Origin of the sequence: Tessaracoccus coleopterorum (assembly GCF_011174705.1) — a bacterium.
Classification (GTDB): Bacteria; Actinomycetota; Actinomycetes; order Propionibacteriales; family Propionibacteriaceae; genus Arachnia; species Arachnia coleopterorum.
Map to the genome: position 1 here is coordinate 2,149,689 of NZ_JAANIJ010000001.1, position 16,414 is coordinate 2,166,102.

General features: G+C 72.2%; 20 protein-coding genes and 3 pseudogenes. 18 read left to right on the forward strand and 5 right to left on the reverse strand.

The genetic code is table 11. The features are described from left to right. Window positions 1-64: 64 nt before the first annotated feature. The 5 genes from G7085_RS13810 to G7085_RS13830 all read right to left on the reverse strand — a co-directional run bounded on the left by G7085_RS13810 (window position 65) and on the right by G7085_RS13830 (window position 3,287). The gene (locus G7085_RS13810; protein WP_197511427.1) at window positions 65-1,036 is read right to left on the reverse strand and encodes a Gfo/Idh/MocA family protein; all 972 of its coding nucleotides are present in this window, start codon (window positions 1,034-1,036) and stop codon (window positions 65-67) included. Window positions 1,037-1,052: 16 nt separating this feature from the next. After that, window positions 1,053-1,253 carry a hypothetical protein gene (locus tag G7085_RS13815; protein WP_197511428.1) on the reverse strand — a complete coding sequence of 67 codons (201 nt, stop codon included), beginning with the start codon at window positions 1,251-1,253 and terminating at the stop codon, window positions 1,053-1,055. 148 nt (window positions 1,254-1,401) lie between these two features. Then, window positions 1,402-1,959, reverse strand: a complete 558-nt coding sequence (locus G7085_RS26285) for a hypothetical protein (protein ID WP_231979516.1) — start codon at window positions 1,957-1,959, stop codon at window positions 1,402-1,404. 132 nt (window positions 1,960-2,091) lie between these two features. After that, window positions 2,092-2,406, reverse strand: a complete 315-nt coding sequence (locus tag G7085_RS30525; RefSeq protein WP_269452154.1) for a hypothetical protein — start codon at window positions 2,404-2,406, stop codon at window positions 2,092-2,094. Then, on the reverse strand, window positions 2,394-3,287 hold the full coding sequence (locus tag G7085_RS13830; RefSeq protein WP_197511429.1) for an ROK family transcriptional regulator: 894 nt from the start codon (window positions 3,285-3,287) through the stop codon (window positions 2,394-2,396). Before G7085_RS13830 ends, G7085_RS30525 begins: the two co-directional genes overlap by 13 nt. Before the next feature lie 313 nt (window positions 3,288-3,600). Here G7085_RS13830 and G7085_RS13835 point away from each other — a divergent pair, with 313 nt between their 5' ends. The 18 genes and pseudogenes from G7085_RS13835 (at window position 3,601) to G7085_RS13890 (ending at window position 16,387) form a co-directional block, all read left to right on the forward strand. Then, entirely contained in the window at window positions 3,601-4,527 is a 927-nt protein-coding gene (locus tag G7085_RS13835) for a LacI family DNA-binding transcriptional regulator (protein WP_197511430.1), read from the forward strand. Continuing rightward, complete coding sequence (locus G7085_RS26290; protein WP_231979517.1) at window positions 4,524-4,970, forward strand: carbohydrate ABC transporter permease; 447 nt, start codon at window positions 4,524-4,526, stop codon at window positions 4,968-4,970. Before G7085_RS13835 ends, G7085_RS26290 begins: the two co-directional genes overlap by 4 nt. 17 nt (window positions 4,971-4,987) lie before the next feature. After that, window positions 4,988-5,461, forward strand: a complete 474-nt coding sequence (locus G7085_RS26295) for a carbohydrate ABC transporter permease (protein ID WP_231979518.1) — start codon at window positions 4,988-4,990, stop codon at window positions 5,459-5,461. Then, the gene (locus G7085_RS13845) at window positions 5,461-6,141 is read left to right on the forward strand and encodes a carbohydrate ABC transporter permease (RefSeq protein WP_231979519.1); all 681 of its coding nucleotides are present in this window, start codon (window positions 5,461-5,463) and stop codon (window positions 6,139-6,141) included. The genes G7085_RS26295 and G7085_RS13845 overlap by 1 nt, the downstream gene beginning before the upstream one ends. 2 nt (window positions 6,142-6,143) lie before the next feature. Next, window positions 6,144-6,287: a hypothetical protein gene (locus G7085_RS26300; RefSeq protein WP_231979520.1), complete on the forward strand. Its 144-nt coding sequence runs from the start codon at window positions 6,144-6,146 to the stop codon at window positions 6,285-6,287. Between the two features lie 52 nt (window positions 6,288-6,339). Next, window positions 6,340-7,620: an ABC transporter substrate-binding protein gene (locus tag G7085_RS13850; RefSeq protein ID WP_197511431.1), complete on the forward strand. Its 1,281-nt coding sequence runs from the start codon at window positions 6,340-6,342 to the stop codon at window positions 7,618-7,620. A gap of 92 nt (window positions 7,621-7,712) precedes the next feature. Beyond that, window positions 7,713-8,375 (forward strand): annotated as a pseudogene (locus tag G7085_RS13855) (ADP-ribosylglycohydrolase family protein); the annotation flags it as partial. A 149-nt stretch (window positions 8,376-8,524) separates the two neighbouring features. After that, window positions 8,525-8,662: pseudogene (locus G7085_RS30530) on the forward strand (ADP-ribosylglycohydrolase family protein); the annotation flags it as partial. A 90-nt stretch (window positions 8,663-8,752) separates the two neighbouring features. After that, complete coding sequence (locus G7085_RS30535) at window positions 8,753-8,875, forward strand: hypothetical protein (RefSeq protein ID WP_269452264.1); 123 nt, start codon at window positions 8,753-8,755, stop codon at window positions 8,873-8,875. Between the two features lie 306 nt (window positions 8,876-9,181). Further along, window positions 9,182-10,180 (forward strand): ADP-ribosylglycohydrolase family protein, encoded by a 999-nt coding sequence (locus G7085_RS13860; RefSeq protein WP_331715675.1) that lies wholly within the window; start codon window positions 9,182-9,184, stop codon window positions 10,178-10,180. Between the two features lie 302 nt (window positions 10,181-10,482). After that, on the forward strand, window positions 10,483-11,346 hold the full coding sequence (locus G7085_RS13865; RefSeq protein WP_197511432.1) for a hypothetical protein: 864 nt from the start codon (window positions 10,483-10,485) through the stop codon (window positions 11,344-11,346). Window positions 11,347-11,586: 240 nt separating this feature from the next. Continuing rightward, window positions 11,587-12,204 (forward strand): formylglycine-generating enzyme family protein, encoded by a 618-nt coding sequence (locus G7085_RS13870; RefSeq protein ID WP_197511433.1) that lies wholly within the window; start codon window positions 11,587-11,589, stop codon window positions 12,202-12,204. Then, complete coding sequence (locus G7085_RS13875; RefSeq protein WP_231979521.1) at window positions 12,201-13,259, forward strand: CaiB/BaiF CoA transferase family protein; 1,059 nt, start codon at window positions 12,201-12,203, stop codon at window positions 13,257-13,259. The genes G7085_RS13870 and G7085_RS13875 overlap by 4 nt, the downstream gene beginning before the upstream one ends. Next, window positions 13,253-13,378, forward strand: coding sequence for a hypothetical protein (locus G7085_RS36355; protein ID WP_269451869.1), 126 nt, complete (start codon window positions 13,253-13,255; stop codon window positions 13,376-13,378). The genes G7085_RS13875 and G7085_RS36355 overlap by 7 nt, the downstream gene beginning before the upstream one ends. Window positions 13,379-13,580: 202 nt before the next feature. Then, window positions 13,581-14,240 carry a CoA ester lyase gene (locus tag G7085_RS13880; protein ID WP_197511434.1) on the forward strand — a complete coding sequence of 220 codons (660 nt, stop codon included), beginning with the start codon at window positions 13,581-13,583 and terminating at the stop codon, window positions 14,238-14,240. A gap of 99 nt (window positions 14,241-14,339) precedes the next feature. Further along, window positions 14,340-14,789: pseudogene (locus tag G7085_RS35050) on the forward strand (alpha/beta hydrolase); the annotation flags it as partial. Window positions 14,790-14,811: 22 nt separating this feature from the next. Next, on the forward strand, window positions 14,812-16,089 hold the full coding sequence (locus G7085_RS26305) for a hypothetical protein (RefSeq protein WP_231979522.1): 1,278 nt from the start codon (window positions 14,812-14,814) through the stop codon (window positions 16,087-16,089). After that, window positions 16,055-16,387: a hypothetical protein gene (locus G7085_RS13890; protein ID WP_197511436.1), complete on the forward strand. Its 333-nt coding sequence runs from the start codon at window positions 16,055-16,057 to the stop codon at window positions 16,385-16,387. Before G7085_RS26305 ends, G7085_RS13890 begins: the two co-directional genes overlap by 35 nt. The last annotated feature ends 27 nt before the right edge of the window (window positions 16,388-16,414 follow it).

Sequence of the window (16,414 nt, forward strand, 5' to 3'; positions counted from 1 at the left end):
GGGCCTCGGGAGGGACGAACCCTCCGCCCGCCCGCCGCTGGCGAGGGTGAGGAGTGCGCGGAGCTCACGCTCGAACGCCTCCTCCTGGGGCCAGGTGCGCGTGCTTACCTGGCTGCTCAACTGGTCTCCTCCGTCGCACACCCGAAGCACGGTGGGCGCGTTGAGGATGTAGGGCGTCGCGAACTCGAGTTGGACGGTTCCCCTTTCGTGGTGGACGGTGACGGTCTCGCGGTATTCGGGTAGTCGGAGATGAAATGCCAGCCCAGGTTCCAGGGCACACCGCCCGTGGTGAGGCCCACCCCGAACACGGAGCCGGGGAACCGGTCGCCCTGCCTGCGGGCGTGGAGGACCCTGTCCAGGCCGAGGCCGAGGTGCCGGGTGAGAGCGATGTCGTGGATGACGGAGCCGAGGACGACGTTGCTCCACAGCTTGCGCAGCGTGTCGTCGTCGGTGCCGGTCGCCTCGGTGATCGACCGGGCGCCCGGGTGGTGAGGGCGTCGAGGGCTGCCGCGTCGATGTCGCCGGCGGCGGGCTCGAGCCGCGCGAACCCGATCTGGGCGCCGTCGGCCGGGTGCAGCACCTCGACGCGCACCTCGCGGGGCGTCACGTCGGCGAGGAGGGTGCGGGCGGCGGCGACCGCCGGGTCGTACTCCTTCATGTAGCCGATGCGCAGCCAGTCGTGCGGGTCGCGGCCGAGGTCGGCCAGGCCGCGCTCGAGGGTGTCCAGGTCCTGCCCGCTCCAGCCGAGCGGCTTCTCGACGAGCACCCTCACGCCAGCCCGGATCAGGGCGAGCACCTCGTCGGTGTGGCCGCCGCCGGTGGCGACGATCGCGGCGTCGATCTGGACGGAGCCGTCGGAGACGGCGGCCAGCAGGGCGTCCAGGCTGGTGAACCGCCCGGAGACCCCATAGCGGTCGGCCAGCGTGGCGAGCCGTGAGGCGGACAGCTCGACGACGGCCACGAGGTCGACGTCGGCGCGGTTGCGCTGGATCAGGGGCAGGTGGACCGACTGGGCGATCCCACCCAGGCCGATCACCGCGATGCGGGGCGGGTCACGCGAACCACCTCCGGATCGTGTCGCGGTTGGCCGCCTGATCGGCGACCGCGCGGTCGAGATCGGCATCGGACATCAGCACGACGTCCTGCTCCACCACGAGCCAGCCGTCGAAGCCGCTCGCGATGATGTCGGTGACGATGCCGTCCAGGTCGAGGTCGCCCTCGCCGAGCGCGACGAACACACGCTTCTCCCACACATCGCGCAGCAGGTTGTCCGAGCCCTTGGCCGCCTCGAGGATCCGCAGGTCGGCGTCCTTCAGGTGGAGATGGTTGATGCGGGGCGCCCAGCGCTTGAAGTCGGCCGCCGGGTCGCCCCACCGAGGAGGAGGTGGCCGGTGTCGAAGGTCAGGCCCATGCTCGTGTCGCGCAGGAAGGCGTCGATCTCGGCGGGCGTCTCGATGTAGGTGACGGCGTGGTGGTGGAAGGTGGGCTCCAGGCCCAGCGACCGGACATGGGCGGCGACCCGCTCGAGCCGGGCGACGAAGAGGTCCCAGGCCGCGCCGGACAACTGCAACTCGGGGGCGCCGCCGGGCCGTGCCTTGCGGGCATCGTCGCCGGCGTCGGCGATGGTGGGGAGGGGCCGGGGCCCTCCTGCGTGGCGGCGACGAGCGCGAAGTCGTCCAGCACGGGCAGCGCGGCGGCGAACGCGGCCTCGAACTGCTCGTCGGTGCCGGTGAACGGGTAGTCGAGCCAGCCGCCGGCCAGGCCGAGGCCGTGGCGGTCGAGGGCGTCGACCAGGTCGCTCCCGGTGCCGAAGAGCCCGTGCGCGCCGAGATCGATCCCGTCATAGCCCGCGCCACGCACGAGCGCGAGCAGCTCCTCGCCGGTGGGAAGGGCGACCAGGTCGGGCCTGGCCAGCCCGAACACACCGTAGGAGACGGGTGCGTTGGCGATCTTGATCATGGCTCTCCGGTGAGTTGACGTGTGCGGCGGTGCAGCGCTGTTTATTCTGCACTAGAGAGAAAATGGCGTCAATCGAGGGCCGCGAAACGATACCGAATCGTTATCGATGTCCTGACAAAGGGCGGCGCGGGGTCAGCGGCGGCCGAGGCGCGGGACGAAGCGCTCGTCGAGCACGAAGCAGGCGGCGCCGATCGCGCCGACCGCGGTGCCCATCACGGTGGGCAGCACCGTCACCGGGTGTGGCCCGCGTGCCGAGGGGCGCGCGAGGGCGGCCACCGCGGGGGCCTCGTAGAACGACTGGAGGTGCTCCCAGTTGGGGCCGCCGTACACGACGGTGTCCGCGTCGAACACCTCGACCGTCATCACCACCATCTCGGCGAGCCGCTCGCCGGCCGCGCGGAGAATGCCGGAGGCCGCCTCGTCGCCGGCGACGGCTATCCGGCACAGCTGGCGGAGTTGGGCCTCCTGCTGGTGGAGCTCCCAGCGTGTCGGGGCGCGGCCGGGATGAGGCCGAGCTCGTGGGCCTCCTGGACGAGGTGGAACGGGTCGTTGTCCATGCCGTGCTTGGAGCTGTCGCCGAGCGCGACGAGCATGCGGCCGATCTCGCCCGCGTTGCCCCATGCGCCGCGGATCGTCTCGCCCCGCATGGACAGCCCGATGCCCGTGCCGATGCCGAGGTAGACGAACACCATGGTCGAGTCGAGCGCGTCGCCGCCGCGCACCCAGACCTCACCCGTGACGGCGGCGTGGGTGTCCTTGATCACGGGCACGGGCGTGCCGAGCCTGCGGGTGAGCGCGCTTCCGATGTCGACCCCTGTCCAACTCGGAAGCCAGACGGTGTCGAGCAGGGATCCGGATGCGTCGTCAAGTGGCCCCGGCACGGCGACGCAGGCGCCGAGCAGCTTGTCCGGGACGATTCCGGAGCCCGCGATGAGGCCCTCGATCAGGCTCGCCGCCTCGTCGAGGGAGCCGCTCGGGTCGTTCGGGTTGATCGACTCGCTGGTGCCCGACGCCACGACCTGGCCGCGGAGGTCGAGCAGGGCCGCCGACATGATCGCCGGGTCGATGTGCAGCCCGATGGCGTAGTTCGCGGTGGGGACGAGGTCGACGATGACGCGCGGGCGGCCGCGGCCGACCGATTCCGTGCGGAGCTCGGTCAGGTAGCCCTGCTGTCGGAGGTTCCGGACGATCGAGGACACGGCGGGGACCGACAGGCCTGTGTATGCGGCGATGTCGGTCTGGCTCGTCGGCCCAAGCGCCCGGAGCGCGTGGATGACGGCGTTCTCGTTGTACTGGCTGACGTGCGAGAGGCTCGCGCCTGATCGCATTGTCGACCCCCTTCGGACTTGCCCCATGCTAACGCCGGGTCCCGGTCCGCATCGGCGGATGCCCCATGCCGCCGGGTGAGGTCACGATTTGGTCACGGACCATTGACAGCCCGGACCGCGGCTGACAGAGTTCGCTCAAACCTGGAAACGATTCCAACTCCCACCGGGGTGAATCTGGAAACGTTTCCAACCGCTCGCGGGTGAGGGGAGGGACGATGTCGTCACGGGTCACGCTCAACGAGGTTGCCGCGCGCGCAGGGGTGTCGCTCGGTTCGACCTCGCGGGCACTGCACGGCTCAGGCGCCAGCCCGAAATGGTTGAGCGGGTCCGTGCCGCGGCCAAGGAACTCGGCTACCGGCCCAACGCCGCCGGACGGCAGCTGCGGCTGCAGCGCACCCACCTCATCGAGTTCGCCGTCGCCGACATCGGCAACCCCGTCTACGTCGAGATGCTGAGCGCCATCCACGGCGTGCTCGCCCCGCACGGTTACCGCATCGTCGTGTCCAGCATCGGTGACGAGGCGGCCTCGGCCATCCGGGTCCTCGCCTCCCTCGATGACGGACACGTCGACGGCATCATCATCAGTCCCCTGCGCGTCGACGCCGAGTTCATCGAGCTCCTCCGCGCGGCCCCGCTGCCCGTCGTCGCCATCGGCCGGTCGTTGCGCGACCACGGCATCGAGACGGTGTCCACCGACTCGGCCAGCGGCATCGGGCTCGCGGTCACCCACCTGGTCGACGTGGGCTGCCGCAGCCTCGCGTTCCTCAACGGCCCCACCGACACCACCCCCGGCGAGCACCGCCAGCGCGGCTACGACGCCGCCGTCGCGGTGCCCGGCTTTGCCGCACACAGCTTCGGCACCGAGGTGGCTGACGCCTTCACCGTCGCCGCCGGGCTTGAGGCAACCCACCGCCTCCTGGACCGGGCCGGGTCAGACGGCGTCGCGCTCGACGCCGTCGTGGCCGCCAACGACCTGCTCGCGATCGGTGCCGTGCGCGCCGCCCGCGAGCGCGGGCTGAGTGTCCCGGACGACCTCGCCGTCACAGGGATGGACGACACCGAACTCGGCCGCATGGTGCAGCCGGCGCTGACGAGCGTGTCGCTCGGAACAACGAGGCGGGGCCAACTCGCCGCCGAACTGATGCTCGCCCGGCTGGGCGATTCCCCCGAGACGCCCCACCTGGCCACCGTCGGTCCGGAGTTGATGGTGCGCGAGTCGAGCGTGAGGAGCGAGGCATGACCACGGCGCAGGCCACGGCCGGACGGCGGAGGCGCATCTCCGGCCTGGAACGGACCAGACGCAAGGAGGCCGCCCTCCTCGTCATGCCGTCGCTGATCCCGATCCTCGTGCTCAGCGTCGCCCCGCTGATCGCGGGCATCGCACTGGCGTTCACCGACGCGCGGCTGGTGCGCAACCCGAAGTACAACTTCGTCGGAGTCGACAACTTCGTCGACCTGATGAGCAACACCATGTTCTGGGAGTCGTTCCGGATCGGCATGGTGTGGGCCGTCAGCGTCACGCTGCTGCAGTTGCTCGCGGCTCTCGGGCTCGCGCTGCTGCTCAACGCCGACCTGCGCTTCCAGGGTCTCACCCGCGTGCTCGCGCTCATCCCGTGGGCCATGCCGCCGGTGGTCGTGGCCATCATGTGGCAGCTGATCTACTCGCCAAACGGGGCCCGCTGAACGCGGTACTCGGCGCGATGGGGCTGCCCTCGGAGACGAACTGGCTCGCCGACTTCTCGACGGCGCTGCCCGCGGTGATCCTGGTGGGCGTCTGGGTCGGCATGCCGCAGACCACCGTGACCCTGCTGGCAGGCCTGCAGCAGATCCCCGACGAGCTGAACGAGGCCGCCTCGGTCGACGGCGCCAACGCCTGGCAGCGCTTCCGCTCGGTCACCTGGCCGAGCCTTCGCCCCATCGTCACGTCGATCACGTCGCTGAACTTCATCTGGAACTTCAACTCGTTCTCGCTTGTCTACGTCCTCACCGAGGGTGGGCCGGGCGGCAAGACCATGCTGCCGATGCTGTTCACCTACCTCGAGGCGTTCAAGAACCGCAACATCGGCTACGCCGCCGCCATGGGTGTCGTGCTCGTTGTGGTCGTGGTGGCGCTGCTCGCCGTCTACCTGTGGTCGCAGTTCCGGCAGGACGCCGACCCACGAGGGGAGAAGTGATGCGTGTCTTCACCCGCACAGCCCAGTACGTGGCGCTGCTCGCCTACATCGTCTTCCTCGGCTTCCCGCTGCTGTGGCTCATCTCGGCCAGCTTCAAGTCGTCCGCGGAGCTGAACTCGCTCGCCATCAGCCTGATCCCGCGGGACTTCACGTGGGCCAACTACCCGCTCGCCCTCGAGCGGCAGGGGCTCGTGCCGTCGGCCGTCAACTCCGCGCTGGTGGCGCTCGGCTCCACCGCGCTCGTGATCCTCATCGCCATGCCCGCCGCCTACGTGCTGGCGCGGCTGAAGGGCAAGGTCCGCACCGTCGGCATCGGCTGGATCCTGGTCAGCCAGGTGTTCCCTGTGATCCTGATCATCCTTCCGCTGTTCCTCATCCTGCGCACCCTGAACCTGACCGACTCGCTCGTCGGCCTGACGCTCGTCCACACCACCTACACCCTGCCGTTCGCCCTGTGGATGATGCAGGGCTACGTGATGGGCATCCCCGTCGACCTCGAGGAGGCGGGCTCGGTCGACGGCGCGGGTCGGCTCCAGGTGCTCGCCCGGATCGTCTTCCCGCTGCTGGTGCCCGGCGTCGTCGCCACCGCGATGTTCTCGTTCGTGTCCAGCTGGAACGAGTTCTTCTTCGCCCTCGTGCTCCTGCAGTCCCCGAGAACTACACCCTGCCCATCACGCTGAAGATGTTCGTCGGCGGCGAGGGCAAGGTGGCGCTCGGCCCGCTCGCCGCAGGCTCCGTGCTGGCGGCGATCCCCAGCATCGTCTTCTTCTCGATCATGCAGCGCAAGCTCACCCGCGGCCTGATGGCCGGCGCGGTGAAGGGCTGATCCCACCCGTCCCTACGAGTCCCACCCATCCCTCACGAAAGGAACTCAGATCATGAAGCGAAGTGGAGCCTCCATAGTCGCAGGCCTCACCGTGGCCGCCCTCGCCCTCACGGCGTGCGGGTCCACCGAACCCGAGGCCACCGGCAGCCCCACGGGCGCACCGAGCGAGAGCGCGACCGCCCCCGCGGAGCCGGTGAACCTGACCTTCCAGTCCCTCTCCGACCAGCCGGCCGCCATCGAGGTGACCAAGCAGATCGTCGACACCTGGAACGCGGACAACCCGTCCATCCAGGTCGAGATCGTCCCCGCAGGCTGGGACGGCATCTACGACAAGCTCATCACGCAGTTCAACGGCGGCGCCGCGCCCGACGTCATCCACTACGAGGCCGCGAGCATCGTGCCCTTCGCCCGTGACGGCTACCTGGCCGACCTGACGGAGCACATGTCCGCCGACCACAAGGCAGACATCCCCGAGGGCATCCTCAAGACGGTCACCGTCGACGACCAGATCGTCGGCTACCCGACCGAGCTGCAGTCCTACATGGTTTTCGCCAACACCAAGCTGCTCACCGCCGCCGGGATCGAGATCCCGACCGGCGACACCATGACGTGGGACCAGCTGCGTGAGATGGCGAAGAAGGCCACCGCCAACGGCGTCACCGGCCTCGGCTGGGGCCTCGCGAGCCCGACCGCCGCCATGATGGCGATGTCGCCCGGATTCGGCGGCACCTGGTTCGACGGCACCGGCAGCGACGCGACGATCACCGTCGGCGACGCCGAGCTGGCTCTCCCGACGCTGGTCCACGAGATGACCTACACCGACAAGTCGCTGCTGCCGGTGACCCTGACCCTCTCCGGCGGCAAGACGCTCCCGTACTTCTACGACGGCCAGATCGCCATGACGATCCAGGGTCCTTCCAGGCCGCCAACGTCGCCAACGACGCGCCGGCCGACATGGAGTGGACGGTCCTGCCTCCCCTCGAGGGCCGGCGGGCGCCGACCAGGCCGCCAACCCGCAGACCCTCTCGGTCAACGTGGACTCGGAGCACATCGCCGAGTCGGTCAAGTTCATCGAGTACTTCACCTCCACCGACAACCTCGCCGCGATCAACAAGGCCGACGCGCTGATCCCGCCACCACCTCCGCCCAGGAGGCGCTCGCCGCGGAGATGGCGGGTGAGACCGGGTGGGACAACATCCTGAAGTCGGGAAAGCACATGACCAGCGCCCGTACCTGTTCGTCGACACCTACGCTCAGTGGAAGGACACGGTGGCCACCCCGCGTTCCAGAAGTTCCAGGCGAACGAGATCGACGCCGCGGGGCTCGCCGATGAGCTGAAGTCGGGCTGGGACCAGGTCAACCGGTGATCGTGGGGCGGCCGCGCCGGGGGAGCGGCCGCCCTGCCCATGAGTTAGGAGTCTGACAGTGAGCTGGCTGCAGGACCGCTGCACCGCGGTCATCACGGGAGCGGCGGTCGGGGACGCCCTCGGCGGCGCGATCGAGGGCTGGACGCCCGAACAGATCGAGGAGCGCCACGGTGGGAGGGTCACCGGCATCGTCGGGCCCTGGTTCGAGGACTGGCGCACCGCCCGCCCGATCGCGCCCTACCACAAGGGCGACGGTCACATCACCGACGACACCCTGATGACGAGGCTGCTCGTCGAGGTCTACGCCCGGCGCCGCACCCACCTCGACGCGTACGCCGTCGCGGAGGACCTGGTGCCGCTGATGATCGGGGAGCCGCGCTGGATCCCCGAGCTCGAGGCCGAGGCGCTCATCCTGCAGCGCGTCTTCCTCGCCGAGAAGTGGCTCGTCGCACGGCTCCACTACGGTCACGTCGACCCCCGCGAGGCGGGCGTCGGCAACGTCGTCAACTGCGGTGCCGCGATGTACATGGCGCCGATCGGGTTGGCCAACCCGGGCGACCCGGACGCGGCCTACGCCGAGGCGATCGACGTCGCCGGGGCGCACCAGTCGAGCTACGGCCGGGAGGCGGCCGCCGTGTTCGCGGCCATGGTCGCGGCCTCCGTCGCGCCCGGCGCCACCGTCGGCGACGTGGTGGACGCCGCCCTGCGGCTCTCGCACGACGGCACCCGCGCCGCCATCGAGGCCTGCGCGGCCGCCGGGGCCGCCAACGCGGCTCCCGCCGACGACGGGCAGCGCCGCGCGCTCGCCCGCGCGATCCGGGAGGCGGTCGCCCCGTACGACTCGGTCGGCCCGAGTACCGCCAGATGTCGATGGACGCGCGCCGCCCGTCGCGCACCAAGGCGATCGAGGAGCTTCCCGTCGCCGTCGGCTTCATCGTGGCCCACAGCGGCGACTTCCGGGAGGCCATCCTCGGCGCCGTCAACTACGGCCGCGACGCCGACTCCATCGCCGTCATGGCCGGGGCGGTGTGCGCCGGCCTCGGCGGCACCGGGGTCGTTCCCGAGGAGTGGCTCGACGAGATCGAGCGCGCCAGCCGGATGGACATCCGGGCCACCGGCGCCCTGATGGCCGAGGTGGCCGCCGAGCTGGTGGAGGCCGACCGGCTCCGCGCAGAGGAGCGACTCGCCCGCTTCGACCGCATCGCGGGGGCGACGGCGTGAGGCTGACCTGGGCGCAGCCCGAGGACCTGCTCGCCCACGAGCTGGTCCAGTCGGACGCCGAGGGCCGCGACACCGCCGACATCCGCGCCCGCTGGGTCGCGGCCGGGGAGACCCGACGCCGGTGGTCAGCGGCGCGGGACCCGTGCCTGCCACGCCCGAACTGCGGGCGCTGGCCCGCGACCTCATCGCGGAACTCGACGCGTTGCCCGTCGCCCCGGCGCCGGGGAGCCCGACGACTGGGACGCGATCGTCGCCCTGCTGCCCGGGCGCGCCGTCCGACCGGAGCCCGCCGACCTCGGCGCGCGGGTGCTCGGCGCCTGGACGGGGCGCGCGGCGGGCTGCCTGCTCGGAAAGCCCGTCGAGAAGATCCCCCGCCGGGGCATCGAGGAGATCCTGCGCGCGACCGGGCGTTGGCCGCTCGACCGCTGGTTCACCGGGATCGGCCTTCCCGACGACGTCGCCGCCCGCTGGCCGTGGAACCGGCGCTCCCGCCCGACGTCGCTGGAGGAGAACATCGACGGGATGCCCGAGGACGACGACCTCAACTACCCGATCCTCGCCCTCGCGCTGCTGGAACGCCACGGCGTCGGCTTCGACACCGACGACGTCGCCCAACTCTGGCTGGAGAACCTGCCCGCCGGGCGGGTGTTCACGGCCGAACGGATTGCGCTGCGCAACATCCTCGAGGCGCGGCCCGTCCCGGAGACGGCGACCCACCAGAACCCGTTCCGCGAGTGGATCGGCGCGCTGATCCGCACCGACGTGTTCGGCTGGATCCGCCCCGGAGACCCGCTCGCGGCTGCGGAGCTCGCCTGGCGCGACGCGCGGCTCAGCCACACCCGCAACGGCATCTACGGCGCCATGTGGGCCGCGGCCCTCGGGTCGGCGGCCATGGTCGCCGGCTCCATCGACGAGGCACTCGACCTCGCCTCCACGGTCGTGCCGCCCGACAGTGCGCTCGCCCGGGCCATCGCGCTCGGCCGCGCGGAGGCCGCCCGGAACGACCTGAGCGAGGACGGCGTCCGCGCAGCCCTCGACGCCCTGCACGACGCCTACGGCCATCTGCACTGGGTGCACGTCCTCAACAACGCCGCGACGATCGCCTACGCGCTGGCCGCCGGCGGGAGCGACTTCGGTCGCTCCGTGTCGCTCGCCGTCACCGCTGGCTGGGACACCGACTCCGCCGGGGCCACCGTCGGGGCCGTCGCGGGCGCGCTGCTCGGGTCGACGGCATCGGGGAGCGGTGGACGGCGCCGCTCAAGGGCCGCATCGACACGTCGATGCCGGGCGGCCCGCAGCAGATAGCCGACCTTGCGGCGCGCACCGTCGCGCTCGCGGGCCGGTAGGAAGGGCGACATGTACGCATTCGATCCGCTTGTGCCGCGGCCCATCGACCTGCCGACCCAGGTGCCGACGGGCGAGGTGGACCTCGTGGCCCTCGACGAGGCCAAGATCTTCGTCGGCCCGCCGCGGGTCGAGGAGCGCGACGCGTGGCGGGCCACCCTGCACCGGTGGCGCGACGACGCGCGCGCCCGCCACGGCTTCGACGGCGCCGCCTACGACCGGCCCGGGCCGCGTGGGCCGCCACCTGCCACGCCGTGGCCCAGGTGTGGCTGTGGGATGAACTGTTCTACTCCTTCGAGGAGGGCCGATTCACGCCGGAGCGCTTCCTCGACGACGCCCACGAGCGCCTCGGCGGCCTCGACGCCGTCGTCCTGTGGCACGCCTACCCGATCATCGGGCTCGACGACCGCAACCAGTGGGACCACTACCGCGAGGTGCCCGGCATCGTCGGGCTGGTCGCCCGGCTCCACCAACTCGGCGTCCGCGTCTTCGTCGACTACAACCCCTGGGACACCGGCACCCGCCGCGGCGACGACGACCTCACCGAACTCGCCGCGCTCGTGCGCGACCTCGGCGCCGACGGCGTCTTCCTCGACACGCTCAAGAAGGCCGACCCCGAGCTGGTGGCCCGCCTCGAGGCCGCCCGGCCCGGCATCGTGCTGGAGGGCGAGTCGAAGCTGCCGGTCGAGCGGATCGCCGACCACTCCACCTCGTGGGCGCAGTTCTTCGCCGACTCGCCCGTGCCCGGGGTGCTCCGCGCGCACTGGTTCGAGCGCCGTCACATGCAGCACCACATCCGCCGCTGGCACCGCGACCACTCCGAGGAACTGCAGTCGGCCTGGCTCAACGGCGTCGGGATGATGGTGTGGGAGGTGGTCTTCGGGGTCTGGGTCGGCTGGAACGCCCGCGACGCGGCCACCCTGAAGCGGATGCTGACCGTCCAGCGCGCCGCCGCCGACCTGCTGCAGCGCGGCGACTGGATGCCGCTGGCGCGGCTCTCCGACGAGGCCGAGGCGGCCGGCGTCTACGCCTCCGCCTGGACCGAGGGCCCCGTCCGGCTCTACACGCTCGTCAACCGCGGCGACACCGACTACCTCGGCCTCGTCGTGCCCGGCGCGATCCCCTGACCGACCGCGGCGCCGCAGAGGGCGGCCGGATCCTGGTGCCGGCCCGCGGGTCGCCGCCGCCGTCCTCATCGCGGCCGACGCGGGCCTGCCGCGCTGGCTCTCCGACCTGGCCGTCGAGCTGGACGCGCAGCCGCCGGTGGCCGACGCGTCGTTCCCGCACCGCATCGCCCGCCGCGTCGAGCCGAGGCGCCGGTTCGGCCCGCCGCCCGCGGAGCGCGTGGTCGTCCCCGCGGGGAGCACGTGCTCACCGTCCGCTACCGCGCCCGGGAGACGGGTATGTACCAGGGCGCGCCGTACGTCGACGAGTGGAAGCCGCTGGTGCCGCGCCTGCACGACGCCCGCACGCTGCAGCGCGAGGTGATGCTCGACACGTCGGTGGCCGTCTCGGCCACTGAGGTGACCAACGCCGAGTTCGCCGAGTTCCTCGCCGACTCCGGGTGGCGCCCGGGCTCCGACGCGCGACTGCTCGCGCACTGGGTCGACGGTGCCCCCACCGCGGAGCAGGTGGGAGAGCCCGTCACGTACGTCGGCCTCGACGACGCCCGTGCCTACTGCGAGTGGCGCGGCGGCAGGCTCCCCACGGAGGACGAGTGGCAGCTCGCCGCCGGCCTGCCCGGGTTCCGCCGCGGCACGCCCGAGGTGTGGAACTGGACCGAGTCGGAGCACAGCGACGGCCGCACCCGGTTCCTGATGCTGAAGGGCGGCAGCCACTACCTGGCGGAAGGGTCCGACTGGTACGTCGAGGGTGGCGTCCACCCGCCCGAGGTGTCGGTGAAATACCTGCGGCCCGGATTCGGGCTCGACCGCGGCCCCACCGTCGGGTTCCGGATCGCATTCGACGGGAAGCAGCCGCGATGAGCACCGGCACCGATCCCGCCCGCGGCGCGCTGCACGGCCTGCGCGTCGTCGACGCCTCGACGCTGTTCGCGGGCCCGATGGCCGCCATGCACCTCGGCGACATGGGCGCCGACGTGATCAAGGTCGAGCACCCGACGCGGCCCGACCCCTCCCGCGGGCACGGCGTCGCGAAGGACGGCGTCAACCTGTGGTGGAAGACGCTCGGCCGCAACAAGCGCACCGTGACGATCAACCTGAACAGCGACGGCGGCCGCGACGCGTTCCTGCGGCTCGCCGCGACCGCCGACGTGGTGATCGAGAACTTCCGGCCCGGAACCCTCGAGCGCTGGGGCCTCGGCCCCGACGTGCTGCACGATCGCAACCCGCGGCTGGTGCTTGCCCGGGTGACCGGGTTCGGGCAGTTCGGGCCCATGCGCTCGCGGCCCGGGTTCGGCACGCTCGCGGAGGCGATGAGCGGCTTCGCGGCCACCACCGGTGAGCCCGACGGGCCGCCGACCCTCCCGCCCTTCGGCCTGGCAGACGGCATCGCCTCGCTCGCCACCGCGTACGCCGTCATGGTCGCGCTGCACGCCAGGGAGGCGTCCGGCCGGGGCCAGGTGGTCGACACCGCCATCATCGAACCGATCCTCGCGATGCTCGGCCCGCAGATCACCCGCTGGGACCAGTTGCACACCGTCCAGCCGCGCACCGGCAACCGGTCGGTCAACAACGCGCCCCGCAACACCTACCGCACCGCCGACGGCCGCTGGGTCGCCGTCTCCACATCGGCGCAGTCGATCGCCGAGCGCGTGATGCGCCTCGTGGGCCGGCCCGAGCTGATCGACGAGCCCTGGTTCGCGCGCGGCGCCGACCGCGCCCGGCACGCCGACATCCTCGACGACGCCGTCGGCTCCTGGATCAGGCAGCGCAGCCGCGACGAGGTGATCGCCGCCTTCGAGGAGGCGCAGGCCGCCGTAGCCCCCATCTACAACGCCGACGACATCGTCGCCGATCCGCAGTTCCGGGCGCTGGGCACCATCCACGAGATCGACGATGAGGAGCTGGGCCGATGCTGATGCAGGGCCCGCTGTTCCGGCTTTCCGACAACGACGGGGTGATCGCCCACACGGGCCGTGCCCACGGGCCGACACCGACGCCGTCCTCGCCGAACTCGGCTACGACGCCGCCCGGATAGCCGAGCTGCGGGGGAGGGGCGGTATGAGTGGGATGCCGGTCGCGCCGCTGTACGTGCCGGCCGACCGCCCGGACCGGATCGCGAAGGCGCTGGCCAGCGGCGCCGACGGCGTGTTCGTCGACCTCGAGGACGCGGTCGCCCCGCCTCGAAGGACGCGGCGCGCGCCACGCTCGGGTCGATCCCGGGCCTCGTCGCTGCCGCCGTGCCCGGGGCGTTCCACGTCCAGGTGCGGGTCAACGCACCCGGCACCCCGTGGCACGACGCCGACGTCGACGCCGTCGCGCAACTGCCACCCTGGGTCGGGGCACGGATCCCGAAGGCCGAGTCGGTCGACGTCGTCACCGCGCTCGCCACCCGGCTCCCCGGCCGCGGGCTGCACCTGCTGCTCGAGTCGGCGCTCGGCATCGAGCACGCCTTCGATCTGGCCCGGTGCCCGCAGGTGCTGAGCCTCGGGATGGGGAGACCGACCTGCGCGCCGACCTCCGCGTCACCGCCGACGAGGGCCTCGACTGGGCCGCGGCCGCGTCGTCAACGCGGCCAGGGCCGCCGGGCTGCCGTCGCCGCTGATGTCGGCCTGGACCCACGTCACCGACCTCGACGGGCTCGCCGCGAGCTGCCGCACGGGTCGCTCCCGCGGCTTCCTCGGCCGCAGCGCCATCCACCCCACCAACTCGAAACGATCCGGGAGGCCTTCCGCCCCACGGACGACGAGACCGCCCGCGCACGCCTCGTGCTCGAGCGGATCGAGGGCGCCGTCTCCTCCGGGACCGGCGCCCTGCAACTCGCCGACGGGACCTTCCTCGACCTCGCCATGGTCGAGTCGGCCCGCCACACCCTCGCCCTGGCCCACCGGCTCGGGTGAACCACTCCCGGGCCGCGAAGCGGCGACCCCGGCCCTCGTCCCCGGACGCCCGCGGGCAATGCCGCCCGATCGACGATCGAGTAGAGGGGAACCCCACCCATGAGACGCAGCATCTGGAGAGGGCTGACGGCGGGCGCGCTCGTCGTCGGCCTCACCGTGGCGACCGCCGCCGTCCTCACCTCCGGCCCGGCGACACCCAGCGCCGGCGAGATAGTGAGCGGACGCGTCGAGGGCACCGCCGCCGGCGCCGTCGACTACAGCGTGTACCTCCCGCCCGGCTACGCGGCCGGCGACGCCGAGTACCCCGTCATCTACCTGCTGCACGGCCGCGGCGACACGCAGGCCGCCTGGCAGCGGATCGCCGGTGACCTCGACGAACTGATCGCCGCGGGCGACATCCAGCCGATCATCGCCGTGATGCCCGACTCGCCCTGGAACGACCGTGGCAACTGGTACACGGACTCCGCCTACACGGGCCCCGCGGCGAGCGGGCCCGGGGTCGCGGTGGAGACGGCGCTCGCCGTCGACCTCGTCGACCACATCGACGCGACGTTCCGCACGGTCGACGACCGTGAGGGCCGCGCGGTCGGCGGCTACTCGATGGGCGGGCGGGCACCCTGCGGTTCGCGCTCGCACACCAGGAGGACTTCTCCGCAGGTCTCGTGCTCAGCCCGCCGTCTACACGCCGCAGCCGCCGGCCGACTCGTCGACCCGCGACTACGGCGCCTACGGCGTCGGCAACGCCCTCTTCGATGCGGCGCGCTACGAGGAGCTGAGCTACGGCCGGGCCCTCGAGGAGCTCGATCCGGCCCAGCCGGTGCACCTGTTCATCGCCGTCGGCGACGACGAGTGGCCCAACCCCGACCCGGCCGAGGCCCACAACGACATCGACTTCGAATCGGCCCAGCTCTACAACACCGCCCGCCGGGTGCCCGGCATCACGGCCGAGCTGCGCATCATGGACGGCGGCCACGACTGGGACGTCTGGCAGCCCGGTTTCCGGGAGGGCATCGTCGACATCGCGTCGCGGCTGCGCACCGCACCGGCCGCCCAGTGGGAGGCGGAGCTGTTCGGTGCCCCGGGCGATGACCGCGCGGGCGGGGTGCTGGAACACGCCGACGGTTCGACCACCGTCGTCATCAACGCCGACGGCGCCATGGAGGGCCACGAACCGCTCGGCGGCCTCGACATCGTCGTGATCCGCCGCGGCCCCGACGGCGTCGAGCAGTGGCGCCGCACCCTCGGCACGGCAGGCAACGACCGGGCCTACGGCGTCGTCGAGGGCGCGGACGGGCGGTGCTGGTGGCGGGCTACACCCGCGGGGTGTGGTCGAGCGGGCGGGAGGTGCGCCGTCCGACGACATCGTGGTGGCCTCGCTCTCCGCCGACGGCACGCCCGGCCCGTTCCTGCAGTTCGGCGACCCGGCGGCCGCCGACCGCGCCTACGGGTCGCTCCCGACGGCGCCGGTGGCCTCTACCTGACGGGCTACACGTCGGGGCGGATCGGTGCGGCCGAACCGGCCGGTGACAAGGACAACGTCGTGGCCCGCGTCAGCGGTGACGCGGAGCTGATGTGGGGCGATCAGTTCGGCGGCCCCGGAGAGGACAAGGGCTTCGGCGCCGCGCTGCTGCGGGCGGCGGGGTCGCCGTCGGCGGGATCGCGACCGGTGGGCTGCCGGGCCTGGAGGCGCAGGGTTCCGGTGACGGCTGGGTCGCCTCCTACACCGCAACCGGCGAGCGAAGCTGGCTGCGGACCGCCGCTACCGGGCCAACGAGCAGGTCAGCGGCGTCGCCGCGCTCTCCGACGGCACGGTGTTGGCGATCGGCCATACGAAGGGTGTGCTGGGTGAGGAGTCGCTCGGCGACAACGACATCTTCGTCGCCGCCTTCTCCGACGGCGCGGCCGCACGGGCCGCCGGGCCGACCTGGGTGCGTCAGCTCGGCACCTCCACCGACGACCGGGCGCGGCGATCGTCGCCACCCCGGCGGCGGGCGCTCGCCATCGCGACCACGTACGGGCGATGGGGAGAACCGGGCGGCGTCGACGTCGTCACGTTCTCCATCGACGGGCCGGTGAGGTGTCCGGCATCGACCAGTTCGGCTCCCGGGAGCGCGACGGCGCCGACGAGTGGGACGAGGCCAACCTGATGGCCGCCTCCGGCCCGTCCGGGGTGC

What these genes read in the sequence shown, in the direction of transcription:
- G7085_RS26285 (WP_231979516.1), bottom strand. Translation starts at nt 1,959, where the DNA reads ATGATCAAGATCGCCAACGCACCCGTCTCCTACGGTGTGTTCGGGCTG.
- G7085_RS13830 (WP_197511429.1), bottom strand. Translation starts at nt 3,287, where the DNA reads ATGCGATCAGGCGCGAGCCTCTCGCACGTCAGCCAGTACAACGAGAAC.
- G7085_RS13835 (WP_197511430.1), top strand. Translation starts at nt 3,601, where the DNA reads ATGGTTGAGCGGGTCCGTGCCGCGGCCAAGGAACTCGGCTACCGGCCC.
- G7085_RS26290 (WP_231979517.1), top strand. Translation starts at nt 4,524, where the DNA reads ATGACCACGGCGCAGGCCACGGCCGGACGGCGGAGGCGCATCTCCGGC.
- G7085_RS26295 (WP_231979518.1), top strand. Translation starts at nt 4,988, where the DNA reads ATGGGGCTGCCCTCGGAGACGAACTGGCTCGCCGACTTCTCGACGGCG.
- G7085_RS13845 (WP_231979519.1), top strand. Translation starts at nt 5,461, where the DNA reads ATGCGTGTCTTCACCCGCACAGCCCAGTACGTGGCGCTGCTCGCCTAC.
- G7085_RS26300 (WP_231979520.1), top strand. Translation starts at nt 6,144, where the DNA reads ATGTTCGTCGGCGGCGAGGGCAAGGTGGCGCTCGGCCCGCTCGCCGCA.
- G7085_RS13850 (WP_197511431.1), top strand. Translation starts at nt 6,340, where the DNA reads ATGAAGCGAAGTGGAGCCTCCATAGTCGCAGGCCTCACCGTGGCCGCC.
- G7085_RS30535 (WP_269452264.1), top strand. Translation starts at nt 8,753, where the DNA reads ATGGACATCCGGGCCACCGGCGCCCTGATGGCCGAGGTGGCCGCCGAG.
- G7085_RS13875 (WP_231979521.1), top strand. Translation starts at nt 12,201, where the DNA reads ATGAGCACCGGCACCGATCCCGCCCGCGGCGCGCTGCACGGCCTGCGC.
- G7085_RS36355 (WP_269451869.1), top strand. Translation starts at nt 13,253, where the DNA reads ATGCTGATGCAGGGCCCGCTGTTCCGGCTTTCCGACAACGACGGGGTG.